We start from the raw sequence: 23,201 nt of genomic DNA, 5'->3' as shown, positions 1-23,201 counted from the left end.
CGTGTTCAAGCGCACCAAGTCCCCCGCCGTCGAGGAGACGGCCACCCCCGCCAAGCCGGGCGGCAAGGGCCGGCCCACGCCGACCCGCAAGGAGGCCGAGGCCGCCGCGAAGGCGCGCGCCCGCGCCCCGCGCGACAAGCGGGAGGCCTCGCGCAAGCAGCGCGAGTTCCGCGCCGAGGAGAGCCGCAAGATCCGCCAGGGCATGAAGAGCGGCGACGAGAGGTACTTCCTCCCGCGCGACAAGGGCCGGGTCCGCCGGTTCATCCGCGACTACGTCGACCGCCGCTTCTCGATCGTCGAGATGGTCATCCCGCTGATGATCGTCGGCCTGCTGCTCGGCTACACCGGCAACTCCGCGCTGATGCAGGCCAGCAGCCTGGTCCTGCTCGCCACCGTGCTCTTCGTGGTGACCGACATGTTCGTGCTGCGCTTCCGGATCCGCCGTGAGCTCCGGACGCGGTTCCCCGACGAGTCGCTCAAGGGCACCACCTACTACGCCCTGACCCGGTCGATGCAGATGAAGTTCATGCGGCTGCCCAAGGCCCGGGTCAAGATCGGGCAGGCCCTGCCCGAGGACTACGACCGGAACTAGCCAGAACCAGCCAGAACTAGAACGCGTTCTGGGTAGGTTGGGCGGCGTGAAGCTGATCGCCGCCCTCCACGATCCCGCCGCCGCTCCCCGCCTGCTGGACGCCCCGTTCCGGGACGCGCTCGCTGCCGCGGGCGCGACGCGGCTCCAGGTCAACGTCGACGACGAGGCGGTCGCCCCGGCGATGCGGTTCGGGCCGGGGACGCCGATCACCGCGGTCGTCGCCGTGTGGACCTCCGCGTCCGTGGGGGACGCGCTGGGCGTCGTACACGACCTGGACGGGACGGCCGACGCCTGGCTGGTGGAGGAGCGCGAGCCGCTCGTGCCGCCCGCGGTCGCCGACGGCGAGCGCGCCGACGCCCTGGCCAACTACGCGTTCCTGCGCCGGCCCGAGGCGATGGACCACGCGGCGTGGCGCAGCGACTGGCTCGACCGGCACACCCGGGTGGCCATCGACACCCAGGGCACCTTCGGCTACGTCCAGAACCCGGTGCTCGAGGTCCTGACGCCGGGCGGGCACGACGTCGCGGGGATCGTCGAGGAGCTCTTCCCGATGGCCGCCCTGGGCGACCAGCACGCGTTCTACGGCAGCGGCGGCGACGATGCCGAGCTGCAGCGACGGTTCACCGAGCTGATGGACAGCTGCGCGCGCTTCGGTGCCGCCGACGGGCTCGACCTGGTCCCGACCAGCCGCTACTGCTTCCTGCTCGGGACCTGATCAGCCCAGCACCTCGGAGCGCCGCGGCGACCGGGTGAGGGACGGGTCCGTCGTCACCACGCCGTCGAGGACCCGGTCGATCGCGGTCAACGTCTGGATGTCGAGCGTCACCCCGGCGGCCTTGACGTTCTCGGTGACCTGCTCGGGCCGGCTCGCGCCGATGATGGCCGCCGACACGTTGTCGTTCTGCAGCACCCAGGCGACGGCGAGCTGGGCCAGCGTGAGCCCGGCGGCGTCCGCGATCGGGCGCAGCTGCTGGACCCGCTCGAGCACGTCGTCCCTGAGCCACCGGCCGACGTTGTCGGCGCCGCCGTTGAGGTCGGTCGCACGGGAGCCGGCCGGCGGCGGCTGCCCGGGGAGGTACTTGCCCGTCAGCACGCCCTGGGCGATCGGGGACCAGACGATCTGGCCGATGCCGAGCTCACGGGACGCCGGGACCACCTCGGCCTCGATCGTCCGCCAGAGCATGGAGTACTGCGGCTGGTTGGACACGAGCGGCACCCGCAGCTCGCGGGCGAGCTCGGCGGCGGCCCGGATCTCCTCGGCCCGCCACTCCGAGACCCCGATGTACAGGGCCTTGCCGGCGCGCACGACGTCGGCGAAGGCGAGCATCGTCTCCTCGAGCGGCGTCTCGTGGTCGTAGCGGTGCGCCTGGTAGAGGTCGACGTAGTCGGTGCCGAGCCGGCGCAGCGAGCCGTTGATGGACTCGAGGATGTGCTTGCGCGAGAGCCCGTGGTCGTTGTGCCCGCCCGGACCGGTGGGCCAGAAGACCTTGGTGAAGATCTCCAGCCCCTCCCGCCGCTCGCCCGCCAGTGCCTTGCCGAGGACCGTCTCCGCGGCGGTGTTGGCGTAGACGTCGGCTGTGTCGAAGGTGGTGATCCCCTCGTCGAGGGCCTGCCGGACGCACGCCAGGGCGGCGTCCTCCTCGACCTGCGACCCGTGGGTGAGCCAGTTGCCGTAGGCGATGGCCGAGATCCTCAGGCCGCTCGCGCCGAGGTTGCGAATCTCCATGCTCCCGACCCTAGGCGGTGGGTCCACACCTGCGCACTGACAGACTGGCCGCGTGGTTGCTGCTGATGTCTCCGTCCGGGTCGGGTGGCCGGCCGACGCCCCCGGGATCGCCGGCGTCCAGCTCCGCTCCTGGCAGCAGCGGTACGACGGCAGGCTGGCCGCGCGGCTCGCGGCGCAGGGCATCGGGGTGGACGACCTGGCCGAGGCCTGGCGCGGCACGCTCGCGCGACCGCCGCAGGCCCGGCAGCGGGCGCTGGTCGCGCTCGTCCACGACCGCGTCGTCGGCTTCGCCCTCACCGGCCCGAACGCCGACCCCGACGCGGACCCGTCCGCGGACGGCGAGATCGGCGAGTTCACCGTCGACCCGGACGGGACCCGAGCCGGTCACGGCTCCCGGCTGCTGCAGGCCTGCGTCGACACGCTGGTCGCCGACCGGTTCACGCGCGCGGTGTGCTGGGTCGACGCGGCCGACGACGTCGTACGCGCCTTCCTGACGAGCGCCGGGTGGGAGCCCGACGGGGCGAGCCGGGAGCTGGCCGACGAGGACGGGACCGCGGTCAAGCAGGTCCGCCTGCACACCGCGCTGGCCTGACGACCGGCGCCTCTGACCCGCGAAGTGTGAGACCTTCTCCGCCGAAGTGGGCCACTTTCTCCATCGAGGCGTGACAGCTTCTCCGTCCTGTGACGACAGTTCCGCCACCTCGCCGGAGTAGGTCACACACCTCGAGGGAGAAACATGCACACCTCGGCGGAGAAACCCTCACACTTCGGCGGAGAGACCGTCACACTTCGCGGGCGGGACGGGTCAGCCCAGGTCGAGGAAGTGCTCCAGGCCGACGGTGAGGCCGGGGAACGCGCCGATCTTGCGTACGCCGGTCAGCACCCCGGGGGTGAAGGACACCCGGTCGAGCGAGTCGTGGCGGATGGTGAGGGTCTCCCCCAGCCCACCCAGGATGACCTCCTGGTGGGCCACGAGGCCGCGGACCCGCACGCTGTGGACGCGGACGCCGTCGACGTCGGCACCACGGGCGCCCTCGAGGCCGGTGCTGGTGGCGTCCGGGATGGGCGCGCTGCCGGCCTCGCGGCGGGCCGCGGCGATCAGCTCGGCCGTGCGGCCGGCGGTGCCGCTGGGCGCGTCCGCCTTCGTCGGGTGGTGCAGCTCGACGACCTCGACCGACTCGAAGAAGGGGGCGGCGATCGCGGAGAAGCGCATCATCAGGATCGCGCCGATGGAGAAGTTCGGGGCGATCAGGACGCCCGTGCCCGGGCTGTCGGCGAGCCAGCTACGCAGGGTCTCGAGCCGGTCCTCGTCGAAGCCGGTCGTGCCGACGACGGCGTGGATGCCGTTCTCGATGCAGAAGCGGAGGTTGTCCATGACCACGTCGGGGTGGGTGAAGTCCACGACCACCTGCGTGCCGCTGTCGACCAGCGCAGCCACGGCGTCGCCCTGGTCGACGCCCGCGCTGAAGTCCATGTCGTCGGCATTCTCGACGGCCCGGACGACCTCGGCGCCGACCTTCCCGCGTGCTCCGAGCACTCCGACACGGAGCCTCCCGGTGCTTTCAGGTCCAGCGTTCTCCGCGACACGAGTGCTCACGGGACCAAGGTAGTGCGTCACCCGGCGCGCCGTTCTGGCAGGCTGGCCCCCATGGTGAACAAGATCCCGGCCCGGATCCGGTGGGCGGTGGACTTCATGGACGTCCAGCCCAACGACCACGTGCTGGAGATCGGCTGCGGAAGTGGCGCGGCCGCCGACCTCATCTGCCGGCGCCTCGAGGGCAAGGGCAAGATGTTCGCCATCGACCGGTCGGAGGCGGGCGTCGACCGCACGAAGCAGCGCTGTGCGGCGCACATCGAGGCCGGCCGGCTGACCGTGCGCCAGATCGACCTGGCCACCCTGCGGGTGCCGGTCAAGCGGCTCACCAAGGTGTTCGCGTTCGACGTCAACCTGTTCTGGGTCCGCGACGCAACCGAGGAGATCGCCCTCCTCCACGAGCGCCTGATGCCCGGCGGCTCGGTCAACCTGTTCTTCGACACCAGCCGGCCCGAGCAGGTGCCCGACATCCTTGCGAAGACCTCCGCGCAGTTGCGCGACGGCGGCTTCCGGGTCTACATCGTCGACTCCAAGATGCCTCCCGTCATCGGCATCATCGGCCGCCGCTGACCCTTCCGCGGCCGCTCACCCGCGGTCCACCGATTCGACACGACAGGGTGAGCTCTTGTTAACGTGCTGGGGCAGCATGCCCGTCTCGGGGCTGGCCTGACTTCACCTCTCGGTCCTCTCTCACCGCCTCGGCGCGCGTGCTCGTCCTGACCGGCGACACCCTGGAGAGACGTGACCCAGACCCCGAGCAAGATCCCGCAGACCACTGCCTCCGAGCTGGCCGGCGCGCTCAGCACCCCGGCCGCGGACGTCGTACCGCACCCGGCACTGGACCACGCCGTCGACACCGAGGAGCCCTCGCGACGCGGGCTCGACCCCGTCGTGTTCGGCTGCGCGGCAGCCGTGGGCATCGCGTTCGTCGTGTGGGGGCTCGTCAGCACCTCGTCGCTCGCGACGGCCTCCGGGCGCGCGCTGGACTGGGTGATGACCAACACCGGGTGGCTGTTCGTGCTGACGTCCAGCGGGTTCGTGGTGTTCGTGGTCTGGCTGGCGATGAGCAAGTACGGCGCCATCCCGCTCGGCCGCGACGACGAGGAGCCGGAGTTCCGCACCTCGTCGTGGATCGCGATGATGTTCAGCGCGGGCATGGGCATCGGCCTGATGTTCTACGGCGTCAGCGAGCCGCTGTCGCACTTCGTCACTCCCCCGCCCGGCACGGGCGGTGAGGACACCGCTGCGCAGACCGCCATGGCGACGACCATGTTCCACTGGACCCTGCACCCGTGGGCGATCTACGCCGTCGTCGGCCTCGCCATCGCGTACGGCGTCTACCGCAAGGGGCGCGTCCAGCTGATCTCGGCCGCCTTCGCCCCGCTGCTCGGCGAGCGCGCGTCCGGCGGCGCCGGCAAGGTCATCGACATGTTCGCGATCTTCGCGACGCTGTTCGGCTCCGCGACTTCGCTCGGCCTGGGCGCGCTGCAGATCAGCAGCGGGCTCGAGATCGTCGGCGACGTCGGCCCGCTGGGCAACGGCGCGCTCGTCGTCATCATCACCGTGCTCACCGTCGCCTTCGTCCTCTCCGCCGTCTCCGGCGTCGCGAAGGGCATCCAGTGGCTCTCGAACATCAACATGGTGCTCGCGGTCGTGCTCGCGGCCTTCCTGTTCGTGGTCGGCCCGACCGTGTTCATCCTCAACCTGGTGCCGACCTCGCTCGGCAGCTACGCGCAGGACCTCGCGATGATGGCCGCCCGCACCGGCGCCGAGGGGCCCGCGACCGAGGAGTGGCTCGGCAGCTGGACCGTCTTCTACTGGGCGTGGTGGCTGTCCTGGACGCCGTTCGTGGGCATGTTCATCGCCCGCATCTCGCGCGGGCGGACGATCCGCCAGTTCGTCACCGGCGTACTGCTCGTGCCCAGCGTCGTCAGCGTCCTCTGGTTCTGCATCCTCGGTGGCACCGCCATCGACCTCCAGCGCGACGGCACCGACATCGCGAACGCCGGCGGCCTCGAGGCGCAGCTCTTCGGCACGCTCGACGCCCTGCCCCTGGCCACGGTCGCCACCGTGGTGGTCATGCTGCTCGTCGCCATCTTCTTCGTGTCCGGCGCCGACGCCGCCTCGATCGTGATGGGCAGCCTGTCGGAGCGCGGCACCACCGAGCCGCGACGGTCCGTCGTGGTCTTCTGGGGCGTGGCGACCGGCGCCGTGGCGGCGGTCATGCTGCTGGCCGGCGGCGAGGACGCCCTGACCGGCCTGCAGACCATCACGATCGTGGCCGCCCTGCCGTTCGTCGTGATCATGATCGGACTCGCCGCCGCGCTCGTCCGCGACCTGCGCCAGGACCCGCTCGTGGTCCGGCGCAGGTACGGCGAGGAGGCGGTCGAGCAGGCCGTCATCGCCGGCGTCACCGAGCACGGCGACGACTTCGTGCTGTCGATCGAGCCAACCGAGCCCGAGTCCGAGAGCTGAGGTCGCGGTTCAACTACCGAATTTGTCGCCCGATCGGCCTGATCACGACAAATTCGGTAGTTGAACCGTCCAGTCAGGCCGGGCCGACCACGGCGAGCAGCTCGGGTCGCCCGAAGACGTCGGCCGCGACGGCGCGGACGTCGTCGAGGGTGACCGCCTCGATCCGCTCGATCACCTCGTCGATGCCGAGCACCTCGCCGTGGACCAGCTCGTTCTTGCCGAGCCGCATCATCCGCGAGCCGGAGTCCTCGAGACCGAGGATCATGCCGCCGACGAGCTGGCCCTTGCCCCGGGCGAGCTCGTCGGCCGTGATGCCCTCGGCCGCGATGGTGTCGAGCTGCTCGCGTACGACGGCCAGCACCTCGTCGGTGCGGTCGGGCAGGCACCCCACGGCGACCCCGACGATGCCGGAGTCGGCGTACTGGCTGGCGAAGGAGTAGATCGAGTAGGCCAGGCCGCGGTGCTCGCGGACCTCCTGGAAGAGCCGGCTCGACGTGCCGCCGCCGAGGGCGGTGTTGAGGACGCCGAGCGCGTAGCGACGGTCGTCGTCACGGGTGACGCCCTCGCGGCCGATGACCAGGTTGACCTGCTCGAACGGGCGGCTGACCTCCGCCTCGCCGGCGCCGGCCCGCGGGCGGCGCTTCGTGGCCGCGACCCGGGACGCGGCCGGTGCGGCGTCGCCGTCGAGCCACCCGTGGCGCGAGAACGCCTTGCGGACGGCCTTCACGGCGGCGCCGTGGTCGACGGCGCCCGCGATCGAGATCACCGTGTTGGCCGGCACGTAGTGCTTCTTGTAGAAGCGTCGGATCTGTGCCGGCGTCATCGCCTCGATCGACGCGTCCGTGCCCGCGATCGGGCGTCCGAGCGGGGTGCCGGCGCCCCACGCCAGCTCCGCGAGGAGGTTCTGGACCACGTCGTCGGGGTCGTCGTCGTGCATCGCGATCTCGTCGAGGATGACGGTCCGCTCCGCCTCGACGTCGTGGTCGGTGAACGTGGAGCCGGTGACCATGTCGCCGAGCACGTCGACGGCGAGCGGGAGGTCGTCGGAGAGCACCCGCGCGTGGAAGCAGGTGTACTCCTTCGAGGTGAAGGCGTTGAACTCACCGCCGACCGCGTCGAGGGCGATCGAGATGTCCAGCGCCGAGCGCTCGTCGGTGCCCTTGAACAGCAGGTGCTCGAGGAAGTGCGACGCACCGTGGGTCGTGACGGTCTCGTCACGCGAGCCGACACCGACCCAGACGCCGATCGACGACGAGCGGGCGCCGGCCATCTGCTCGGTCACGATCCGCAGGCCCGAGGCGAGCTGCGTACGTCGTACGACGGAGGTCACCTGGCCGGCCTCGTCACGGACCGTCTCGAGCGTCTTGGTGGAGGTACGGGAAACGGCCGACGGCCGGTCAGCGTGCTGCTGACCGGCCGTCGACTTGAGAGCGTTGCTCACGCGTCCTCGGACTCCTCCGAGCCGGACTCGGCGTCGGCGCCCTCGGCGTCCTCGACGACCGGGATCAGCGACAGCTTGCCGCGGTCGTCGATCTCGGCGATCTCGACCTGGAGCTTCTGGCCGACCGAGACGACGTCCTCGACGTTCTCGACGCGCTTGCCACCGGCGAGGCCGCGCAGCTTGCTGATGTGCAGCAGGCCGTCCTTGCCCGGCATCAGCGCGATGAACGCACCGAAGTTGGTCGTCTTGACGACCGTGCCGAGGTAGCGCTCGCCGACCTCCGGCATGGTCGGGTTCGCGATCGCGTTGATCGCGGCCCGGGCGGCCTCGGCCGCCTCGCCGTTGGTCGCACCGATGTAGACCGTGCCGTCGTCCTCGATGGACACGCTCGCGCCGGTGTCGTCCTGGATCTGGTTGATCACCTTGCCCTTGGGCCCGATGACCTCACCGATCTTGTCCACGGGCACCTTGACGGTGATGATCCGCGGCGCGTGGATCGACATCTCCTCGGGAGCGTCGATGGCCTCGGCCATGACCTCGAGGATCGCCAGGCGGGCGTCGCGGGCCTGGGTCAGGGCCGCAGCCAGGACCTCGGCCGGGATGCCGTCGAGCTTGGTGTCGAGCTGGAGCGCGGTGACGAACTCCTTGGTGCCGGCGACCTTGAAGTCCATGTCGCCGAAGGCGTCCTCGGCGCCGAGGATGTCGGTCAGCGCGACGTACTCGGTCTTGCCGTCGATCTCGCCGGACACCAGGCCCATGGCGATACCGGCCACCGGGGCCTTCAGCGGCACACCGGCCTGCAGCAGCGACAGGGTCGAGGCGCAGACCGAGCCCATCGAGGTGGAGCCGTTGGAGCCCATGGCCTCGGAGAGCTGGCGGATGGCGTACGGGAACTCCTCGCGGTTCGGGAGCACCGGCAGGAGCGCGCGGCGGGCGAGCGCACCGTGACCGACCTCGCGGCGCTTCGGCGAGCCGACGCGACCGGTCTCACCGGTGGAGAACGGCGGGAAGATGTACTTGTGCATGTAGCGCCGGTGGGTCTCCGGCGACAGCGTGTCGAGCTGCTGCTCCATCTTGAGCATGTCGAGGGTGGTGACGCCCAGGATCTGGGTCTCACCGCGCTCGAACAGCGCCGAGCCGTGGACCCGCGGGATCACGTCGACCTCGGCGTGCAGCGGACGGATGTCGGCGAGGCCGCGGCCGTCGATGCGGACCTTGTCGCGCAGGATGCGCTCGCGCACGACCTGCTTGTTGACCGAGCGGAAGGCCGCGCCGATCTCCTTCTCGCGACCCTCGAAGTCGCCGGCGAGCTTGTCGAGCACCTCGGCCTTGAGCTCGTCGGTGCGCGCCTCGCGCTCCTGCTTGTCGCCGATGCTCATCGCGGAGGTGAGGTCGGCCTTCACGGCAGCCTCGACGGCGGCGTAGACGTCGTCCTCGTAGTCGAGGAAGATCGGGAACTCCTGGACCGGCTTGGCGGCCACGTTGGCGAGCTCGACCTGGGCCTCGACCAGCTGCTTGATGAACGGCTTGGCGGCCTCGAGACCGCCGGCGACGACCTCCTCGGTCGGCGCCTGGGCGCCGCCGCGGACCAGCTCGATGGTCTCCTCGGTGGCCTCGGCCTCGACCATCATGATGGCGACGTCACCGGTCTCGGTGACCCGGCCGGCGACGACCATGTCGAAGACGGCCTTCTCCAGCTGGCTGTGGGTCGGGAACGCGACCCACTGGCCCTCGATGAGGGCGACGCGGGTGGCGCCGACCGGGCCGCTGAACGGCAGGCCGGAGAGCTGGGTCGAGAGCGACGCGGCGTTGATCGCGAGCACGTCGTAGGGGGTGTCCGGGTTGAGCGCCATCACGGTGATGACGACCTGGACCTCGTTGCGCAGGCCCTTCTTGAAGGTCGGGCGCAGCGGACGGTCGATGAGGCGGCAGGCGAGGATCGCGTCCTCGCCCGGGCGGCCCTCGGAGCGGAAGAACGAGCCGGGGATGCGACCCGCGGCGTACATCCGCTCCTCGACGTCGATGGTCAGCGGGAAGAAGTCGAAGTGGTCCTTCGGGTGCTTGCCGGCGGTCGTGGCCGACAGCAGCATGGTGTCGCCGTCGAGGTAGGCGCTCACCGAACCGGCGGCCTGGCGGGCGAGGACGCCCGTCTCGAACTTGATGGTCCGGGTGCCGAACTTGCCGTTGTCGAGAACGGTCTCGACCTCGGAGATGACGGGTTCAGTCAATGTTTTCTCTTGTTCGTACGGTGCGGGACGCGCTGCCCCGCGGGAATGGATTGATTGCCACCGGCCACCTTATCGACCGGCGGTGGAAAAGCAGAACGGGCGAGCCCCGGAGGGCTCGCCCGTTCGATGTTCATTTCCGTCGCCCGGCGTGTGCGGCTCCAAGGCGCGGGCCCGAAGGCGGCCTTCAAGCGGAGCGGGCCGTCGAGGGCCCGCAACGCCGGAGACGCTCCGCCGGGCGGCGGAAATCAGCGACGCAGGCCGAGGCGCTCGACAATGGAGCGGTAGCGCTCGATCTCGGTCTTCTTCAGGTAGTTGAGGAGACGACGGCGCTGGCCGACGAGGAGCAGCAGGCCACGACGGCTGTGGTGGTCGTGCTTGTGCTGCTTCAGGTGCTCGGTCAGGTGGCTGATGCGGTGGCTCAGCAGCGCGATCTGCACCTCCGGCGAACCGGTGTCGCCCTCGGTCGTGGCGTACTCCGCGATGATCTTCTTCTTGGTCTCAGCGTCGGTACCGACTGCCATGGGTAATCTCCTGGTTCGCTCGTTGCGCGGCGCCCCAGCCTGAGTTCCTGGAGCTCTCTTTGTCCGCGGCCGTCCTGACGGCAACCGCAGAAGACTATCAACGGGCCGGGTCGGGAGCCGAATCCTTGACCGCCGGGGTCATGGCGTCGCCTGGGCAGACGTGTGACGATGCGGGCGTGGCTGAGCAACACATCGGCGTGTGCAACCTGTGCGAGGCGACCTGCGGTCTCCTCCTGACCATCGAGAGCGGCCGGGTGACCGGCGTCCGGGGCAACCCCGACGACCCGCTCTCGCGCGGGCACATCTGCCCCAAGGGCGTGGCGATCGGCGACATCCACGCCGACCCCGACCGGCTGCGCCGCCCGGTGCGGCGGATCGGTCGCGGCGCCGACGCGCGCTGGGAGGAGATCGGGTGGGGCGAGGCGCTCGACCTGGTGGCCGACGGGATCGCGCGGACCATCAACGAGCACGGCGACGACGCCTTCGCCCTCTACCTCGGCAACCCCAACGCGCACAGCCTCGGGGCACTGACGCACGGCATCGCCGTCGCCCAGTCGTTCCGCACCCGCAACAAGTACAGCGCCACGTCGGTCGACCAGCTCCCCCACCAGCTGATCGGCAACCTGCTCTACGGCCACCAGCTGCTGCTGCCGGTGCCGGACATCGACCGGACCAGCTACTTCCTCGTCTTCGGCGCCAACCCGATGGCGTCCAACGGCTCCCTGATGACCGTCCCCGACTTCCCGGGCCGCCTGCGCGAGCTGCAGGCGCGCGGGGGCCGGATGGTCGTCTTCGACCCGCGCCGCACCGAGACCGCCCGGGTCGCCGACGAGCACCACTTCGTCCGGCCCGGCACCGACGCCTGGGTGCTGCTGGCGATGCTGAACACGCTCTTCGCCGAGGGCCTGACCAGCCCGGCGTCGTACGTCGACGGGCTGGACGCCGTCGCCGAGGCGGTCGCCGACTTCACCCCTGAGGCGGCCGAGCGCGCGAGCGGCGTGCCCGCGGAGGTCATCGTGCGGATCGCGCGGGAGCTCGCGGCCGCCGACGGGGCGGCGGCGTACGGCCGGATGGGGGTCTCGACCCAGGAGTTCGGCCTGGTCTGCCAGTGGGCCGTGCAGCTGCTCAACCTGGTCACGGGCAACACCGACCGGGTCGGCGGCGCGATGCTGACGTCGCCGGCGATCGACGCCGTCGGGCGCGGCCTGCTCGGACGGGGGCACTACGACCGGTTCCGGTCGCGGGTGCGCCAGGCGCCGGAGTTCGGCGGCGAGCTGCCGGTGTCCGTGCTGCGCGAGGAGATCGAGACCCCCGGCGAGGGCCAGGTGCGGGCGCTGCTGACCATCGCCGGCAACCCGGTGCTGTCGACGCCGGACGGCGCGGCGCTCGACAAGGCGCTCGAGGGCCTCGACTTCTGCGCCGCGATCGACATCTACCTCAACGAGACGACCCGGCACGCCGACGTGATCCTGCCGCCGACGACGCTGCTGGAGCGCGACCACTACGACCTGCCGTTCCACGTGCTGGCCGTGCGCGACACCGCGCGGTTCACGCCGGCGGTGTTCCCGAAGGGACGCGACCAGCGCCACGACTGGGAGATCTTCCGCGACCTGTACACCCGCGTCGCGCGCCGGCTGGAGCGCAAGGCACCGCTCAAGCGTCGCCTGATGACGGAGGCACGCCTGCGGCTCAGCCCGACCCTGATGATCGGCATGCTGCTGCGCACCGGGAGGTCCGGGGTGACGATCAGCCAGCTCCGCAAGCACCCCGAGGGCGTCGACATCGGCCCGCTCCGCGGCGGCCAGCTGCCGGGGCGGCTGTTCACGAAGGACAAGCGGATCAAGGCGCTGCCGGACCTGGTCGCCGGTGACCTCACGCGCCTGCGGGCGCAGGAGCTGCCGACCGGCGAGGAGCTGCTGCTGATCGGGCGCCGCCACCAGCGCGACTGCAACTCGTGGATGCACAACACCGACCGGCTGACCAAGGGCAGGCCGCGCCACCACCTGCTGATGCACCCGGCCGACCTCGACGCCCGCGGCCTGGCCGACGGCGCGGTGGTGACCGTGACGTCGCGGGTCGGCAAGGTCGAGGTCGAGGTGAAGGCGACCGAGGACATGATGCCCGGCGTGGTGTCCCTCCCCCACGGCTACGGCCACCAGCGCGACGGCGTCCGGCTGGGGATCGCGACGGGGGTCGCCGGCGTGTCCATCAACGACCTGACCGACCCGGAGCGGATGGACGTCTCGGGCAACGCCGCCCTGTCCGGCGTACCGGTCACGGTCTCCTAGGGCGGTCGTGGACCTGATCGTCCCGCCCGGCCCCGGGCTGCCCGACGGCCTCGTCATCCCGGACAGCGAGCTGGTGGAGCGCTTCTCCCGCTCCCCCGGCCCCGGCGGGCAGTCGGTCAACACCACCGACTCGCGCGTCGAGCTGGCGTGGGACCCGACCGGGTCCGCCGCTCTCGACGAGCGCCAGCGGGCACGGATCCTCGGGCGCACCGACGTGCCGCTCGTCGTCGTCGCGCACGAGCACCGCTCACAGCACCGCAACCGCAGCGCGGCCCGTGAGCGGCTCGCCGGCCGGGTCCGCGAGCTGCTGGCTCCCCCACCCCCGCCGCGGCGGGCGACGAAGCCGACCCGTGGGTCGAAGGAGCGCCGGCTCGAGGCCAAGCGCCAGCGTGGCCAGACCAAGCAGCTGCGTGGGCGCGTCGACGAGTGAGGGTCAGGCGACCGTGACGGGGTGGCGGACCACCGCGTCGAAGAAGTAGCCGTTGGGGTTGAACGTCGCGACGTCGGGCTGGGTGCGGCCGTGCAGGTCCGTGGCGCGCGCCAGCAGCTCGTGCCGCCCGGGCTCGGGGGCGTGCCAGGTGTGCGCCCAGCGGGTCCAGCCGTGCCCCTCGGTCCGCGGTCCCGGGGCCGGCCGCAGCCGGGCCGGCTGCCAGGTCGCGCCACCGTCGGTGCTCACGTCGACGCGGGCGATCGGGGCGGCGCCCGACCACGAGCGGCCGGTCAGGACGGTCGTGCGGCCGGCCGGCACCTGCGCGTCGCGCGGGAGCTCCCAGGCCGAGCGCACCGGGTTGACGCCCAGCGGACCGCCGATGTTGTACCAGCGGGTGTTCCAGGGCGAGGTCAGCTCCGACGTCGAGACCTGCAGCTCGCCGAGCCACTTGATGCTGGCGATGCCCACCCAGCCGGGCAGGACCAGGCGCAGCGGGTAGCCGTGGTCGGGCAGCAGCGGCTCGCCGTTGGCGCCCCACGCCAGCAGCGCGTCGTCGAGCGCCTTGGCGATCGGGAACGGGCGTCGTACCCGACCGAGGTTCTCGCCCTTGTCGACGTACTCGTCGTCGAGCCCGGAGCCCTGGACCGAGACCGCGTCGCTGCGCAGGCCCGCCCACCGCAGCACGTCGCGCAGCCGGACGCCCTGCCAGGTGACCGTGCCGACCGCGCCGAGCGTCCACTGCGTGCCGGACGCCTTCGTGCCCTGCTGGACGTCGAAGAAGCTGCGACCGTTGCCGGTGCACTCGTGCACGGAGGTGACCTCGACCGTGCGGAACCGCCGCTGGAGCTGGGCGAGGCCGAGGGTGACCCCGGCCGGGTCGGTCAGGCCGTCGCCGAACACCCGCAGCCGGTACGACGCCGCGTCGATCTGCGGGGTGCGCGTGTGGTTGCGCACGAACAGCCGCGACTGGGGCGTGGCGTAGCGGTGCGGGCCCACGGAGTCCCAGCGGGTCTCGGCGTTGGTCCCGTAGTCGATGAACCACTCCGGCGGGAGCGGCTTCTGGATGGCCGGGGCACCTGCGTACGCCCGCGGGGCCGCGCCGAGCACCTGGGTCGTGCCGGCGACCGCGAGGCCGGCGAGCGGGAGTCCGAGGACCGAGCGACGTCGCAGCGAGGTGTCCACCATGCCAGCAGATTAACACCATCGACTTACTACATTTAAGTCACTCGTGCTGAAGGACCGAAGGTGTCGCAGAGCAGGGCGACGTACCTGTCGTGGTCCGCGCGGACCGCCACGGAGAGCCGACCTCGGCGCTCGTCCGGCTCGGCGCTGAACCGCGTGGCGCCGTACCGCTCGGGATCGGTGCGCTCGACCTCCACCGAGGCGCGCACCGTGGTGAGGATCTCCGGTGCGACCAGGGCCGCGACCGCGAGCGGGTCGTGGAGCGGCGCCGCCGGCAGCGCAGCCATCGCCCGGTCCCTCCGGTACCAGTCGATCCGCGTCTCGACGAGGTCCGCGGCGGCCCGGGCGGCGGGGGTGCCGACGGACCGGAGGCGGCCGGCGTCGGCACCCGTGAGCGGAGCCGAGAAGGTCGCGTCCATCGTCACCATCAGCACGTCGCGGAACGGCGCCGCCAGGACGTCGGCGGCGGCCTCCGGGTCGCACCAGACGTTGCGGTCGGCGTAGGGCGTCACGCCGGGCTGCCGGTGCGTCCCGCCGAGCACGACCAGCCGGCCGATCGCTCCGGTGATCGACCGGTCGGCGGCCAGAGCCGCGGCGACGTTCGTCAACGGGCCGGTCGCGACCAGCGCGACCGGGTCGGCGGCGCCACGCAGCGTCGTGACCAGCCACTCGACGGCCTCGCCACCCGCGGCCGACACGGGCGCGGGCAGGTCGAGGCTCGAGGGCAGGTCCGACCGCCCACTGGGCAGGTCCTCGATCCGCGGCCGGACCGGCTCGTTGCGCCCCGGGTGGACGCCGACCGCACCCCGGCCGACCAGGTCCAGCACCCGCAGGGTGTTGTCGGTCGTGTGCCGCACGTCGTGGTTGCCCCACACCGTGGTCACCCCGAGCAGGTCCAGGCCCGGGTGCAGCGCCGCGAGCAGGATCGCGACGGCGTCGTCGCTCCCGGTGTCGCAGTCGAGCACCACCGGGAGCCGGGTCATGCCGCGTCCGGGTCCCGCTGCGCGTCGCGCATGTAGCGGTAGGCGACCCGGGCGCTCACGGCGCGCTCGAGCTCGCGGATCACCACGGAGAAGAACTGCTTGCGGTAGAGCTCGTCGGTGACGGCGTACACGGTGAAGTAGAGGCCACTGAAGGCGGCGAGGAAGGTGGAGACCCGCAACAGCTCCAGGCTCAGGGTCTGCCCGAAGGCGTCACCGAGCGGGCCTCGCAGCGGGTGCACCGGATGCGTGAGCCAGAGCTCGAGCACGTCCGGCTTCATCGCCACGACGCCGAACACGATGAAGAACACGAAGACGGCGAGGGCGAGGAGCAGCACCTGCACGGCCTGCGCGACGAGCAGGACCAGCACCAGGTTGGCCTTCTGCAGCCCACCCACTTCGGCATCGACCGCACCGACGCGCTCGACGCGGGCCGCGATCTCCCGCGCCGCAGGCTCCAGCGGAGTCCCGGCGCAGGCCTCGATCAGCTGCTGCGCCTCGACCTCGTCGTCGACGCTGTCGAGCTCCTCGGGCAGGCGGGTCAGCAGGAAGCCGACCGCGATCGCGGCGAAGAGGAGCACGGTCACCCACAGCACTCCCCCGTCGAGGCTGGCCGCCACCTGCCACACCTCGGTGTTGATGAACAGGAAGGTGATGAAGAGCAGCAGCAACGGCAGCGCCCGGGTCACCAGCGGCAGCACGAGGCCGAAGGAGCGCAGCGTGCGCCGCACCGCCCAGCCCACGACGATCCAGGCACGCAGCGTGGCGACGGCGTAGGCCGCGAGGACCACGCCGGCGACGGTCATGCCGGCACCGATGCCGGCCGCGGCCCCCGCACCGGCCACGGCACCGACCGCGACTCCCCCTGCGGCGCCGACGAGGACCGCCAGCGCGAACACCGGCACGAGCCGGGCCCGGCCGAGGCCGCGGGCGACCGCCGCGCGCTGGTCGTCGACGAAGTAGGGCAGCCCGTGGTCGGCGAACCAGCGCTCGGCCGCCGCGACCTCGTCCTGCAGGTCCGCCATGTCCGCCGGCCCTGTCAGCCCGCGAGGATCGTGCGGGCCCGCGCCACGTCGTCGGCCATCGCCTTCAGCAGGTCGTCAACCGAGTCGAAACGCACCATGCCGCGCAGCCGCTCGACGAACTCCACCTCGACCTCGCGCCCGTAGAGGGCCAGGTCGGTGCGGTCGAGCACGTAGGACTCGACGCGGCGCTCGCGCTCCCCGGCGAAGGTCGGGTTGGTGCCCACACTGATCGCGGCCGGGTACGACGAACCGGCGTCCGGCCCGTCGAGCACGGTCAGCCGGCCGGCGTACACGCCGTCGGCGGGCGCGGCCGCGCCGGGGCGGACCGGCACGTTGGCGGTCGGGTAGCCGAGCTCGCGGCCCCGCTTGTCGCCCTCGACGACGACGCCGCGGGTCGTGAACGGGCGGCCGAGGGCCTCCGCCGCACCGGTGACGTCACCGGCGGCGAGACAGGTGCGGACGTAGGTGGACGACCAGACCTGGGGGCCGCCGTCGAGGCTGACCTCCTCGAGCACGAAGTCGTGGGCGGCGCCGGCCTCGCGGAGCAGGTTGCAGTCACCCGCGGCGCGGTTGCCGAAGCGGAAGTTGGCGCCGACGACGACGGCGCGCACGTGCAGGGTGTCGAGCAGGATCCGCTGGATGAACTCCGCGGGCGTCCACGCGGCGATGTCGCGGGAGAAGGGGATGACGAGGACGTCGTCCACCCCCGCCTCACCGAGCAGCCGCAGCCGCTCCTCGATCGTCGTGAGCGTCGGCGGGGCGTGCTCGGGCCGCAGCACCGCGATCGGGTGCGGGTCGAAGGTCACGGCCACCACGTGGTCGACGCCGACCTCGGCGGCCACCTCGCGCGCACGTCGTACGACGTGCTGGTGCCCCAGGTGCATGCCGTCGAAGTTGCCGATCGTCACCACCGTGCGGCCGAGATCGCTCGGCACCTCGGAGAAGTCGCGCCACACTCGCACGGCGGCAACTCTCCCACACCCGCCCTCGCCGGCCGCCACTACCCGACGAAGACGGCAGCAGGCCTCGCCTTGCCGCCGTTCGGCTGGTACAGCGCGAGGAACTCGCCGCCGGGCGCGAAGACCCCCGTCAGGCCGTCGATCGGGAGCGCTAGCGGACGGCCGTAGCGGACCGCCTGCGCCTGCTCGTCGTCGAGGTCGAGCGCGGGGAAGGACGCCCGCGCGGCGACCGCCAGGGGGGTGACGGCGAGGTCGTCGAGGTCGGTGTTGGCGCCGTCGAGGGTGAACGGTCCGACCGCCGTACGGCGCAGCGCGGTCAGGTGCCCGCCGACGCCGAGCGCGGCGCCCAGGTCGCGCGCGATCGCACGGATGTAGGTCCCGCTCGAGCAGCGGACCCGGATGTCCAGGTCGAGGAAGCCGTCCTCGCCCCGGAACCCGTCGGCCTCGATCTCGTGGATCGTCACCCGCCGCGCCTTCAGCTCGACCTCCTCGCCGGCGCGGGCCAGCGCGTAGGCGCGCTTGCCGTCGACCTTGATCGCCGAGACCGTCGACGGGACCTGGTCGATCTCACCGGCGAACGCGCCCAGCGCGTCGCGGACCTGGGCCTCCGTCAGGTGGGAGGCGTCGGTCGTCGCAGTGACCTCGCCCTCGGCGTCGTCGGTCGTCGTGGACGCGCCGAGCCGGACCGTCGCCGTGTAGGCCTTCTCGGTCAGCATCAGGTGGCCGAGCAGGCGGGTGGCGCGCTCGACGCCGAGGACCAGCACGCCGGTCGCCATCGGGTCGAGGGTGCCGGCGTGCCCGACCTTCCGCGTGCCGAGGGTACGACGGACGCGAGCCACGACCGCGTGGGACGTCATGCCACCGGGCTTGTCGACCACGACCAGCCCGGACGGGACCTCTGCCAACTCATCTCCTCCATGCGCGGTGGGTCCACGAGACCCGCCAGTACCTGATGTCCCACTTGTTGCCGCTGGTCGTCCGGGCCTGCACGAGGGCGAAGTAGTTGGTCCCCTCGTTGCCGGGAGGCGCGGCCACCCGGGCAGCAGTGTGCCAGCCGAGCCCGCCCGACAGCGTCCCGACGTTCTTCCACACCGGTCCGCGGCCGCCGCTGGCGTCGTACACGATGCCTCCGCGCATCCCGCGCCGCACCGGCGCGCCGTACGCGGCGACCTGGTAACTGATCAGCCGCTGCTGGTCCGGCGCCTTGCGGTGCTCCAGCAGGAACGACCGGAACGCCCAGTCGTAGCGCCCAGCGGTGTTGCGGCACCTGCTCAGCGAGAGCACGCCGACCGAGCCGGCCCAACCGTGCGGCCCCGGCTTCGGTGAGGACGAGCATCGTCCGATGATGCTGTCGGCCCAGGTCGTGCTCGCCGGGGTGTAGCGCTTCGTCGTCGTCACGGTCTCGAGGTGGTCGATGTACAGCGAGCCGACGTCGGCGACCTCGACCGTGCGCCCCCAGGCGTCCACCACGGTCATCACGGCGTGGTACTCCCCCGCCCGCAACCTGGCCCCGGCGGTCGTCGTACCGGGCCAGGAGAAGTCGTACCAGGCGGGCTCGTTCGGGTCCGGCGCCATCTGGCACGAGTCCCCGCGGCAGTCGGGGCCGGTCCTGGCGGTCCACACCTCGTTGCCGGCCGCATCAGTGACATGCAGGGTGCCGAGGTAGCGGGGATCGTTCGTCCCACCGACGGAGACCGACGCCGGACGGTCGCCCCGCACGTCGCGAGCGATGCCGGAGAGCCAGTAGGAGGGCAGGTCCACCGGCGGCGGGTCGGTGGTCAGCGCCAGCGGGACCGTCGCGGTCTCCGTCCGGACCAGGTCGCCCTTCGTGATCGTGGCCGTCACCTCGAGCGTGTGGTCGCCGCCGGCCAGCGCCACTCCGGGCGCGTTGGGGTCGAAGACGGCCACGTCGCCCGTCCCGGGCCAGGCCACCGGGCCGAGGACGGTCCGGTCGGCGGAGTCGAGCAGCTCGTAGGACAGCTCGGCGGCGAGGCCGTCGACGACGCGGGCACGGATGTCGACCGAGGTCCCGTCCTGCGCGTCGATGATCGCTCCGGCGCTGCTGGTACTCACCGAGAGCCCGAGGTTGCCGACGACGGTGACGGTGCGGCCGATCGGGAACACCTCGCAGGACGTGCCGAGGCGGACCAGGCCGGGCGTCACGCCCTCGGGGCAGCGGGCGACCGACTCGATGTCGATCGGACCCGTGCCGGCGAGTGGGAGCGGCGCGCTGCCGCCGGCCGGGACGAGGTCGGAGAGCTCCCGTCCGCCGTACTCGGTCCTGGTCACCAGGAAGTGCCGGCCACCGGGACTGGTGAGGGTGATGCGGGCGTCGTCCGCCTCCTCGGGCAGGAAGACCGGCTCGCCCGGCAGGTCGAAGGCGGCCGCCACGGCGTCAGCCGGGTCCTGCTCGAACGTGCGGGTGTAGAGGACGCTCGGGCTGCACTGCTGGTCCACGGGGACCGAGCAGCCGGTGGCGGCGACGTTCCACCGCCCGTGGAAGCCCCACGTCGGCACCTGCACCTCGACCGGCTCGCCCGGAACGGCGTTGGCCGCCCGGATCACGGGGTGCGGGGCGCCGCCGATCTGCACGGCGAACGACTGGACCGTCGGGTCGGCGCTGGTGAAGGTCACCGTCTCGACGCCCGACCACGTGCCGGTCGGGATGTCGACGTCCACTCCTGCCGCTTCGGCGCGCGGCGCCGGCAGCAGCAGGAAGGTCGCGCACAGCGCGACGACGAGCCCCTGGATCGATGTCCTCATGACGGTGTCCCTCCCGCTGCGCCGCCACCCCGGTGTGACGGGCACCGTCGAGCCTACGTCAGCGAAGGGTCACCAAACGGCACGACCGTGCGATCAGTCGTCGCTGTCGACTTCCTCTTCCGGAGCGGCCTCGCGGGGCTTCTTGTACGGGTCCGCCTCGCCCGCGGGCTGGGCACCCTCGCGGGCGGCCGCGACCGCGGCGTCGGCCGCACGGGCGCGGGCGAGCACCTCGTCGAGGTGCCGGGCGCTCTCGGGGACGCCGTCGAACTCGAAGGCGAGCGAAGGGACGTGCCGCATGCCGAGCTGCTTGCCGACCTCGGAGCGGAGCAGGCCCTTGGCCGACTCCAGCGCCTGGGCGGTCGCCTGCTGGTCGGCGTCCTCGCCGAGCACGGTGTAGTAGATGGTGGCGTTCTGGGCGTCGCCGGTGAGCCGAACCTCGGTCACCGTCACGAACCCGAGCCGCGGGTCCTTGATCCGGCGCTCGAGCATCTCCGCGACGATCACCTGGATCCGGTCGGCGATCTTGCGTACGCGGGGGCTTGCCATGGGGTCTTCCTATCACTGGAACGGCCGCGCCGCCCGCCCCGGTGTCGGGACGGGCGGCACAGCTCGGATGGTGCGGTGGAGCAGGTCAGCTCCGCGGGATCTCCCGCATCTCGAAGGCCTCGACGATGTCGCCTTCCTTGATGTCCTGGAAGTTCCGGAGCACGAGACCGCACTCGAAGCCCTCCCGGACCTCCGCCGCGTCGTCCTTCTCCCGCTTGAGCGAGGCGAGGTCGAGGTTGTCCGCGACGACGGCGCCGTCGCGGAGCAGGCGGACCTTGGCGTTGCGCCGGATGACACCGCTGGTGACCATGCAGCCGGCGATGTTGCCGATCTTCGACGAGCGGAAGATCGCACGGATCTCGGCCTGGCCGAGGGTGTTCTCCTCGTACTCCGGCTTGAGCATGCCCTTGAGGGCCGCCTCGATCTCCTCGATCGCCTGGTAGATGACCGAGTAGTAGCGGATCTCGACGCCTTCCTTCTCCGCCATCTGGCCCGCCTTGCCCTGGGGCCGGACGTTGAAGCCGATGATGATGGCGTCGGAGGCGGCGGCCAGGTCGACGTTGGTCTCGGTGATCGCACCGACACCACGGTCGATGACCCGGAGGCTGACCTCCTCGCCCACGTCGATCTGCGCGAGGGCGTCCTCGAGGGCCTCGACCGAACCGGACACGTCGCCCTTGAGGATGAGGTTGAGCTCCTGGCTCTCGCCCTTCTCCATGGAGGCCATGAAGTCCTCGAGGGTACGACGCACACGGCGCTTCGCCTGCAGGGCGGCACGCTCGCGCGCCTCCCGCTTCTCGGCGATCTGGCGCGCCATCCGGTCGTCCTCGACCACGATGAAGTTCTGGCCGGCGCCCGGGACGGACGAGAGGCCGAGGACCATCGCGGGCCGGGCCGGGTCGGCCTCGGTCAGCTCGTTGCCGTGCTCGTCGAGCATCGCGCGGACGCGGCCGTGGGCCGGACCGGCGACGATCGAGTCACCGACGCGCAGCGTGCCGCGCTGGACCAGCACCGTGGCGACCGGACCGCGACCGCGGTCGAGGTGCGCCTCGATGACGAGGCCCTGCGCGTCCTGGACCGGGTTGGCCCGCAGGTCCAGGGACGCGTCGGCGGTGAGCACGATCGCCTCGAGCAGCTTGTCGAGGTTGAGCCCGGCCTTGGCCGAGACGTCGACGAACATCGCGTCGCCGCCGTACTCCTCGGGCACGAGGCCGTACTCGGAGAGCTGGCCGCGGACCTTGGTCGGGTCGGCCGTCTCCTTGTCGATCTTGTTGACCGCCACCACGATCGGGACGTTGGCCGCCCGGGCGTGGTTGAGCGCCTCGACCGTCTGCGGCATGACGCCGTCGTCGGCCGCGACCACCAGGACGGCGATGTCGGTCGCCTGCGCACCACGGGCACGCATCGAGGTGAACGCCTCGTGACCCGGGGTGTCGATGAAGGTGATGCGACGGTCATTGCCGTCGACCTCGGTGTGGACCTGGTAGGCACCGATGTGCTGGGTGATGCCACCGGCCTCGCCGGCCACGACGTTGGCGTCGCGGAGCGCGTCGAGGAGCTTGGTCTTTCCGTGGTCGACGTGACCCATGACGGTCACGACCGGCGGGCGGATGACCAGGTCGTCCTCGCTGCCCTCGTCGGCACCGAACTCGATGTCGAACGACTCCAGCAGCTCGCGGTCCTCGTCCTCCGGGGAGACGACCTCGACGACGTAGTTGAGCTCCTCACCGAGCAGCTCGAGGGTCTCGTCGCCCACCGACTGGGTGGCCGTGACCATCTCGCCGAGGTGGAAGAGCATCTGCACGAGCGAAGCGGCGTCGACGCCGATCTTCTCGGCGAAGTCGGTCAGCGAGGAGCCACGCGCCAGGCGAACGGTCTCGCCGTTGCCCTTGCGGACCCGCATGCCGCCGATCGTCGGGGCCTCCATGGCCTCGAACTCCTGGCGACGCGCCCGCTTCGACTTGCGACCGCGGCGCGCCGGACCGCCCGGGCGACCGAAGGCGCCCTGGGTCTGGCCACGCTGGCCGGGACGGCCACCGCCACCGGGACGTCCGCCACCTCCGGGGCCGCCGAAGCCGCCACCGCCGGGACCACGACCGCCGGGAGCGCCCGCACCCGCGCCACCGCGGCCGGGAGCACCGGCACGACCGGGGGCACCGGGGCGACCCGGACCACCGGGACGACCGGGACCACCCGGGCCACGACCGCCGGGGCCCGAGCCGAAGGCGGCCGGGGACTTCGGCATCATCGCCGGGTTGGGGCGCGGCATGCCCGGACGCGGACCACCGGCACCGGCCGGCGGACGCGGGCCGGCCGGACCGGCCTCGCCCTCACGCGGCGGCGGGGCGGGGCGACGGCCCATGCCCTGGCTGGGCGCGAACGGGTTGTTGCCCGGACGCGGGGTGCCGCCGGGCTTGCCGACCGGGCGCGGAGCCGGGGCCGGGGCCTTGG

The 23,201-nt window shown here is 72.0% G+C and carries 20 protein-coding genes; 7 read left to right on the top strand and 13 right to left on the bottom strand.

What is annotated here, in order from left to right; genetic code table 11:
- The first annotated feature begins 1 nt into the window (after position 1).
- Together AC2YHB_RS04120 and AC2YHB_RS04115 are read left to right on the top strand one after the other, a co-directional pair.
- The gene (locus tag AC2YHB_RS04120) at positions 2-592 is read left to right on the top strand and encodes a DUF3043 domain-containing protein (protein WP_036542208.1); all 591 of its coding nucleotides are present in this window, start codon (positions 2-4) and stop codon (positions 590-592) included.
- A 46-nt stretch (positions 593-638) separates the two neighbouring features.
- Positions 639-1,307, top strand: a complete 669-nt coding sequence (locus AC2YHB_RS04115) for a hypothetical protein (protein ID WP_308645642.1) — start codon at positions 639-641, stop codon at positions 1,305-1,307.
- On the opposite strand, the gene AC2YHB_RS04110 is transcribed toward AC2YHB_RS04115, so the two are convergent.
- A complete protein-coding gene (locus AC2YHB_RS04110; RefSeq protein ID WP_036542206.1) occupies positions 1,308-2,318 on the bottom strand; it encodes an aldo/keto reductase family protein in 1,011 nt (336 codons plus the stop codon).
- A gap of 52 nt (positions 2,319-2,370) precedes the next feature.
- Here AC2YHB_RS04110 and AC2YHB_RS04105 point away from each other — a divergent pair, with 52 nt between their 5' ends.
- Positions 2,371-2,910, top strand: a complete 540-nt coding sequence (locus tag AC2YHB_RS04105) for a GNAT family N-acetyltransferase (RefSeq protein ID WP_179650753.1) — start codon at positions 2,371-2,373, stop codon at positions 2,908-2,910.
- 213 nt (positions 2,911-3,123) lie between these two features.
- Here the strand turns inward: AC2YHB_RS04105 and dapB are convergent, their stop codons facing one another.
- Positions 3,124-3,855 carry a 4-hydroxy-tetrahydrodipicolinate reductase gene (gene dapB, locus AC2YHB_RS04100; RefSeq protein WP_308645641.1) on the bottom strand — a complete coding sequence of 244 codons (732 nt, stop codon included), beginning with the start codon at positions 3,853-3,855 and terminating at the stop codon, positions 3,124-3,126.
- Positions 3,856-3,966: 111 nt separating this feature from the next.
- On the opposite strand from dapB, the gene AC2YHB_RS04095 reads away from it, so the two are divergent.
- Positions 3,967-4,482 carry a class I SAM-dependent methyltransferase gene (locus AC2YHB_RS04095; protein WP_036542201.1) on the top strand — a complete coding sequence of 172 codons (516 nt, stop codon included), beginning with the start codon at positions 3,967-3,969 and terminating at the stop codon, positions 4,480-4,482.
- Positions 4,483-4,653: 171 nt separating this feature from the next.
- Complete coding sequence (locus AC2YHB_RS04090; RefSeq protein ID WP_487353553.1) at positions 4,654-6,387, top strand: BCCT family transporter; 1,734 nt, start codon at positions 4,654-4,656, stop codon at positions 6,385-6,387.
- A gap of 73 nt (positions 6,388-6,460) precedes the next feature.
- On the opposite strand, the gene AC2YHB_RS04085 is transcribed toward AC2YHB_RS04090, so the two are convergent.
- From AC2YHB_RS04085 to rpsO, 3 genes are all read right to left on the bottom strand, one after another.
- The gene (locus AC2YHB_RS04085) at positions 6,461-7,828 is read right to left on the bottom strand and encodes a M16 family metallopeptidase (RefSeq protein ID WP_179650749.1); all 1,368 of its coding nucleotides are present in this window, start codon (positions 7,826-7,828) and stop codon (positions 6,461-6,463) included.
- Positions 7,825-10,056, bottom strand: a complete 2,232-nt coding sequence (locus AC2YHB_RS04080) for a polyribonucleotide nucleotidyltransferase (RefSeq protein WP_036542199.1) — start codon at positions 10,054-10,056, stop codon at positions 7,825-7,827. Before AC2YHB_RS04080 ends, AC2YHB_RS04085 begins: the two co-directional genes overlap by 4 nt.
- Before the next feature lie 245 nt (positions 10,057-10,301).
- Positions 10,302-10,577, bottom strand: a complete 276-nt coding sequence (gene rpsO / locus AC2YHB_RS04075) for a 30S ribosomal protein S15 (protein ID WP_036542197.1) — start codon at positions 10,575-10,577, stop codon at positions 10,302-10,304.
- Positions 10,578-10,753: 176 nt separating this feature from the next.
- On the opposite strand from rpsO, the gene AC2YHB_RS04070 reads away from it, so the two are divergent.
- Positions 10,754-12,865 carry a molybdopterin-dependent oxidoreductase gene (locus AC2YHB_RS04070; RefSeq protein ID WP_308645639.1) on the top strand — a complete coding sequence of 704 codons (2,112 nt, stop codon included), beginning with the start codon at positions 10,754-10,756 and terminating at the stop codon, positions 12,863-12,865.
- Between the two features lie 16 nt (positions 12,866-12,881).
- On the top strand, positions 12,882-13,295 hold the full coding sequence (arfB, locus tag AC2YHB_RS04065) for an alternative ribosome rescue aminoacyl-tRNA hydrolase ArfB (protein WP_207011122.1): 414 nt from the start codon (positions 12,882-12,884) through the stop codon (positions 13,293-13,295).
- Positions 13,296-13,298: 3 nt separating this feature from the next.
- Here arfB and AC2YHB_RS04060 read toward each other — a convergent pair whose 3' ends face one another.
- The 8 genes from AC2YHB_RS04060 to infB form a co-directional block, all read right to left on the bottom strand.
- The gene (locus tag AC2YHB_RS04060; RefSeq protein ID WP_179650745.1) at positions 13,299-14,480 is read right to left on the bottom strand and encodes a molybdopterin-dependent oxidoreductase; all 1,182 of its coding nucleotides are present in this window, start codon (positions 14,478-14,480) and stop codon (positions 13,299-13,301) included.
- 32 nt (positions 14,481-14,512) lie between these two features.
- Positions 14,513-15,460 (bottom strand): nucleoside hydrolase, encoded by a 948-nt coding sequence (locus tag AC2YHB_RS04055; protein ID WP_179650743.1) that lies wholly within the window; start codon positions 15,458-15,460, stop codon positions 14,513-14,515.
- On the bottom strand, positions 15,457-16,482 hold the full coding sequence (locus AC2YHB_RS04050; RefSeq protein ID WP_179650741.1) for a hypothetical protein: 1,026 nt from the start codon (positions 16,480-16,482) through the stop codon (positions 15,457-15,459). The genes AC2YHB_RS04055 and AC2YHB_RS04050 overlap by 4 nt, the downstream gene beginning before the upstream one ends.
- Positions 16,483-16,496: 14 nt before the next feature.
- On the bottom strand, positions 16,497-17,444 hold the full coding sequence (locus AC2YHB_RS04045; RefSeq protein WP_036542183.1) for a bifunctional riboflavin kinase/FAD synthetase: 948 nt from the start codon (positions 17,442-17,444) through the stop codon (positions 16,497-16,499).
- 38 nt (positions 17,445-17,482) lie between these two features.
- The gene (gene truB, locus AC2YHB_RS04040; RefSeq protein WP_257026933.1) at positions 17,483-18,346 is read right to left on the bottom strand and encodes a tRNA pseudouridine(55) synthase TruB; all 864 of its coding nucleotides are present in this window, start codon (positions 18,344-18,346) and stop codon (positions 17,483-17,485) included.
- Position 18,347: 1 nt separating this feature from the next.
- Positions 18,348-20,204, bottom strand: coding sequence for a T9SS type B sorting domain-containing protein (locus AC2YHB_RS04035; RefSeq protein ID WP_179650739.1), 1,857 nt, complete (start codon positions 20,202-20,204; stop codon positions 18,348-18,350).
- Between the two features lie 93 nt (positions 20,205-20,297).
- Positions 20,298-20,750 (bottom strand): 30S ribosome-binding factor RbfA, encoded by a 453-nt coding sequence (rbfA, locus tag AC2YHB_RS04030; protein ID WP_036542177.1) that lies wholly within the window; start codon positions 20,748-20,750, stop codon positions 20,298-20,300.
- 85 nt (positions 20,751-20,835) lie between these two features.
- A partial coding sequence (gene infB, locus AC2YHB_RS04025; RefSeq protein WP_487353552.1) for a translation initiation factor IF-2 occupies positions 20,836-23,201 on the bottom strand: 2,366 nt, incomplete at its 5' end.

This window comes from Nocardioides sp. SRI_004 (assembly GCF_057586415.1).
Note: the sequence above shows the minus strand (reverse complement) of the source record. Positions and strands in the feature narration are given on the sequence as shown.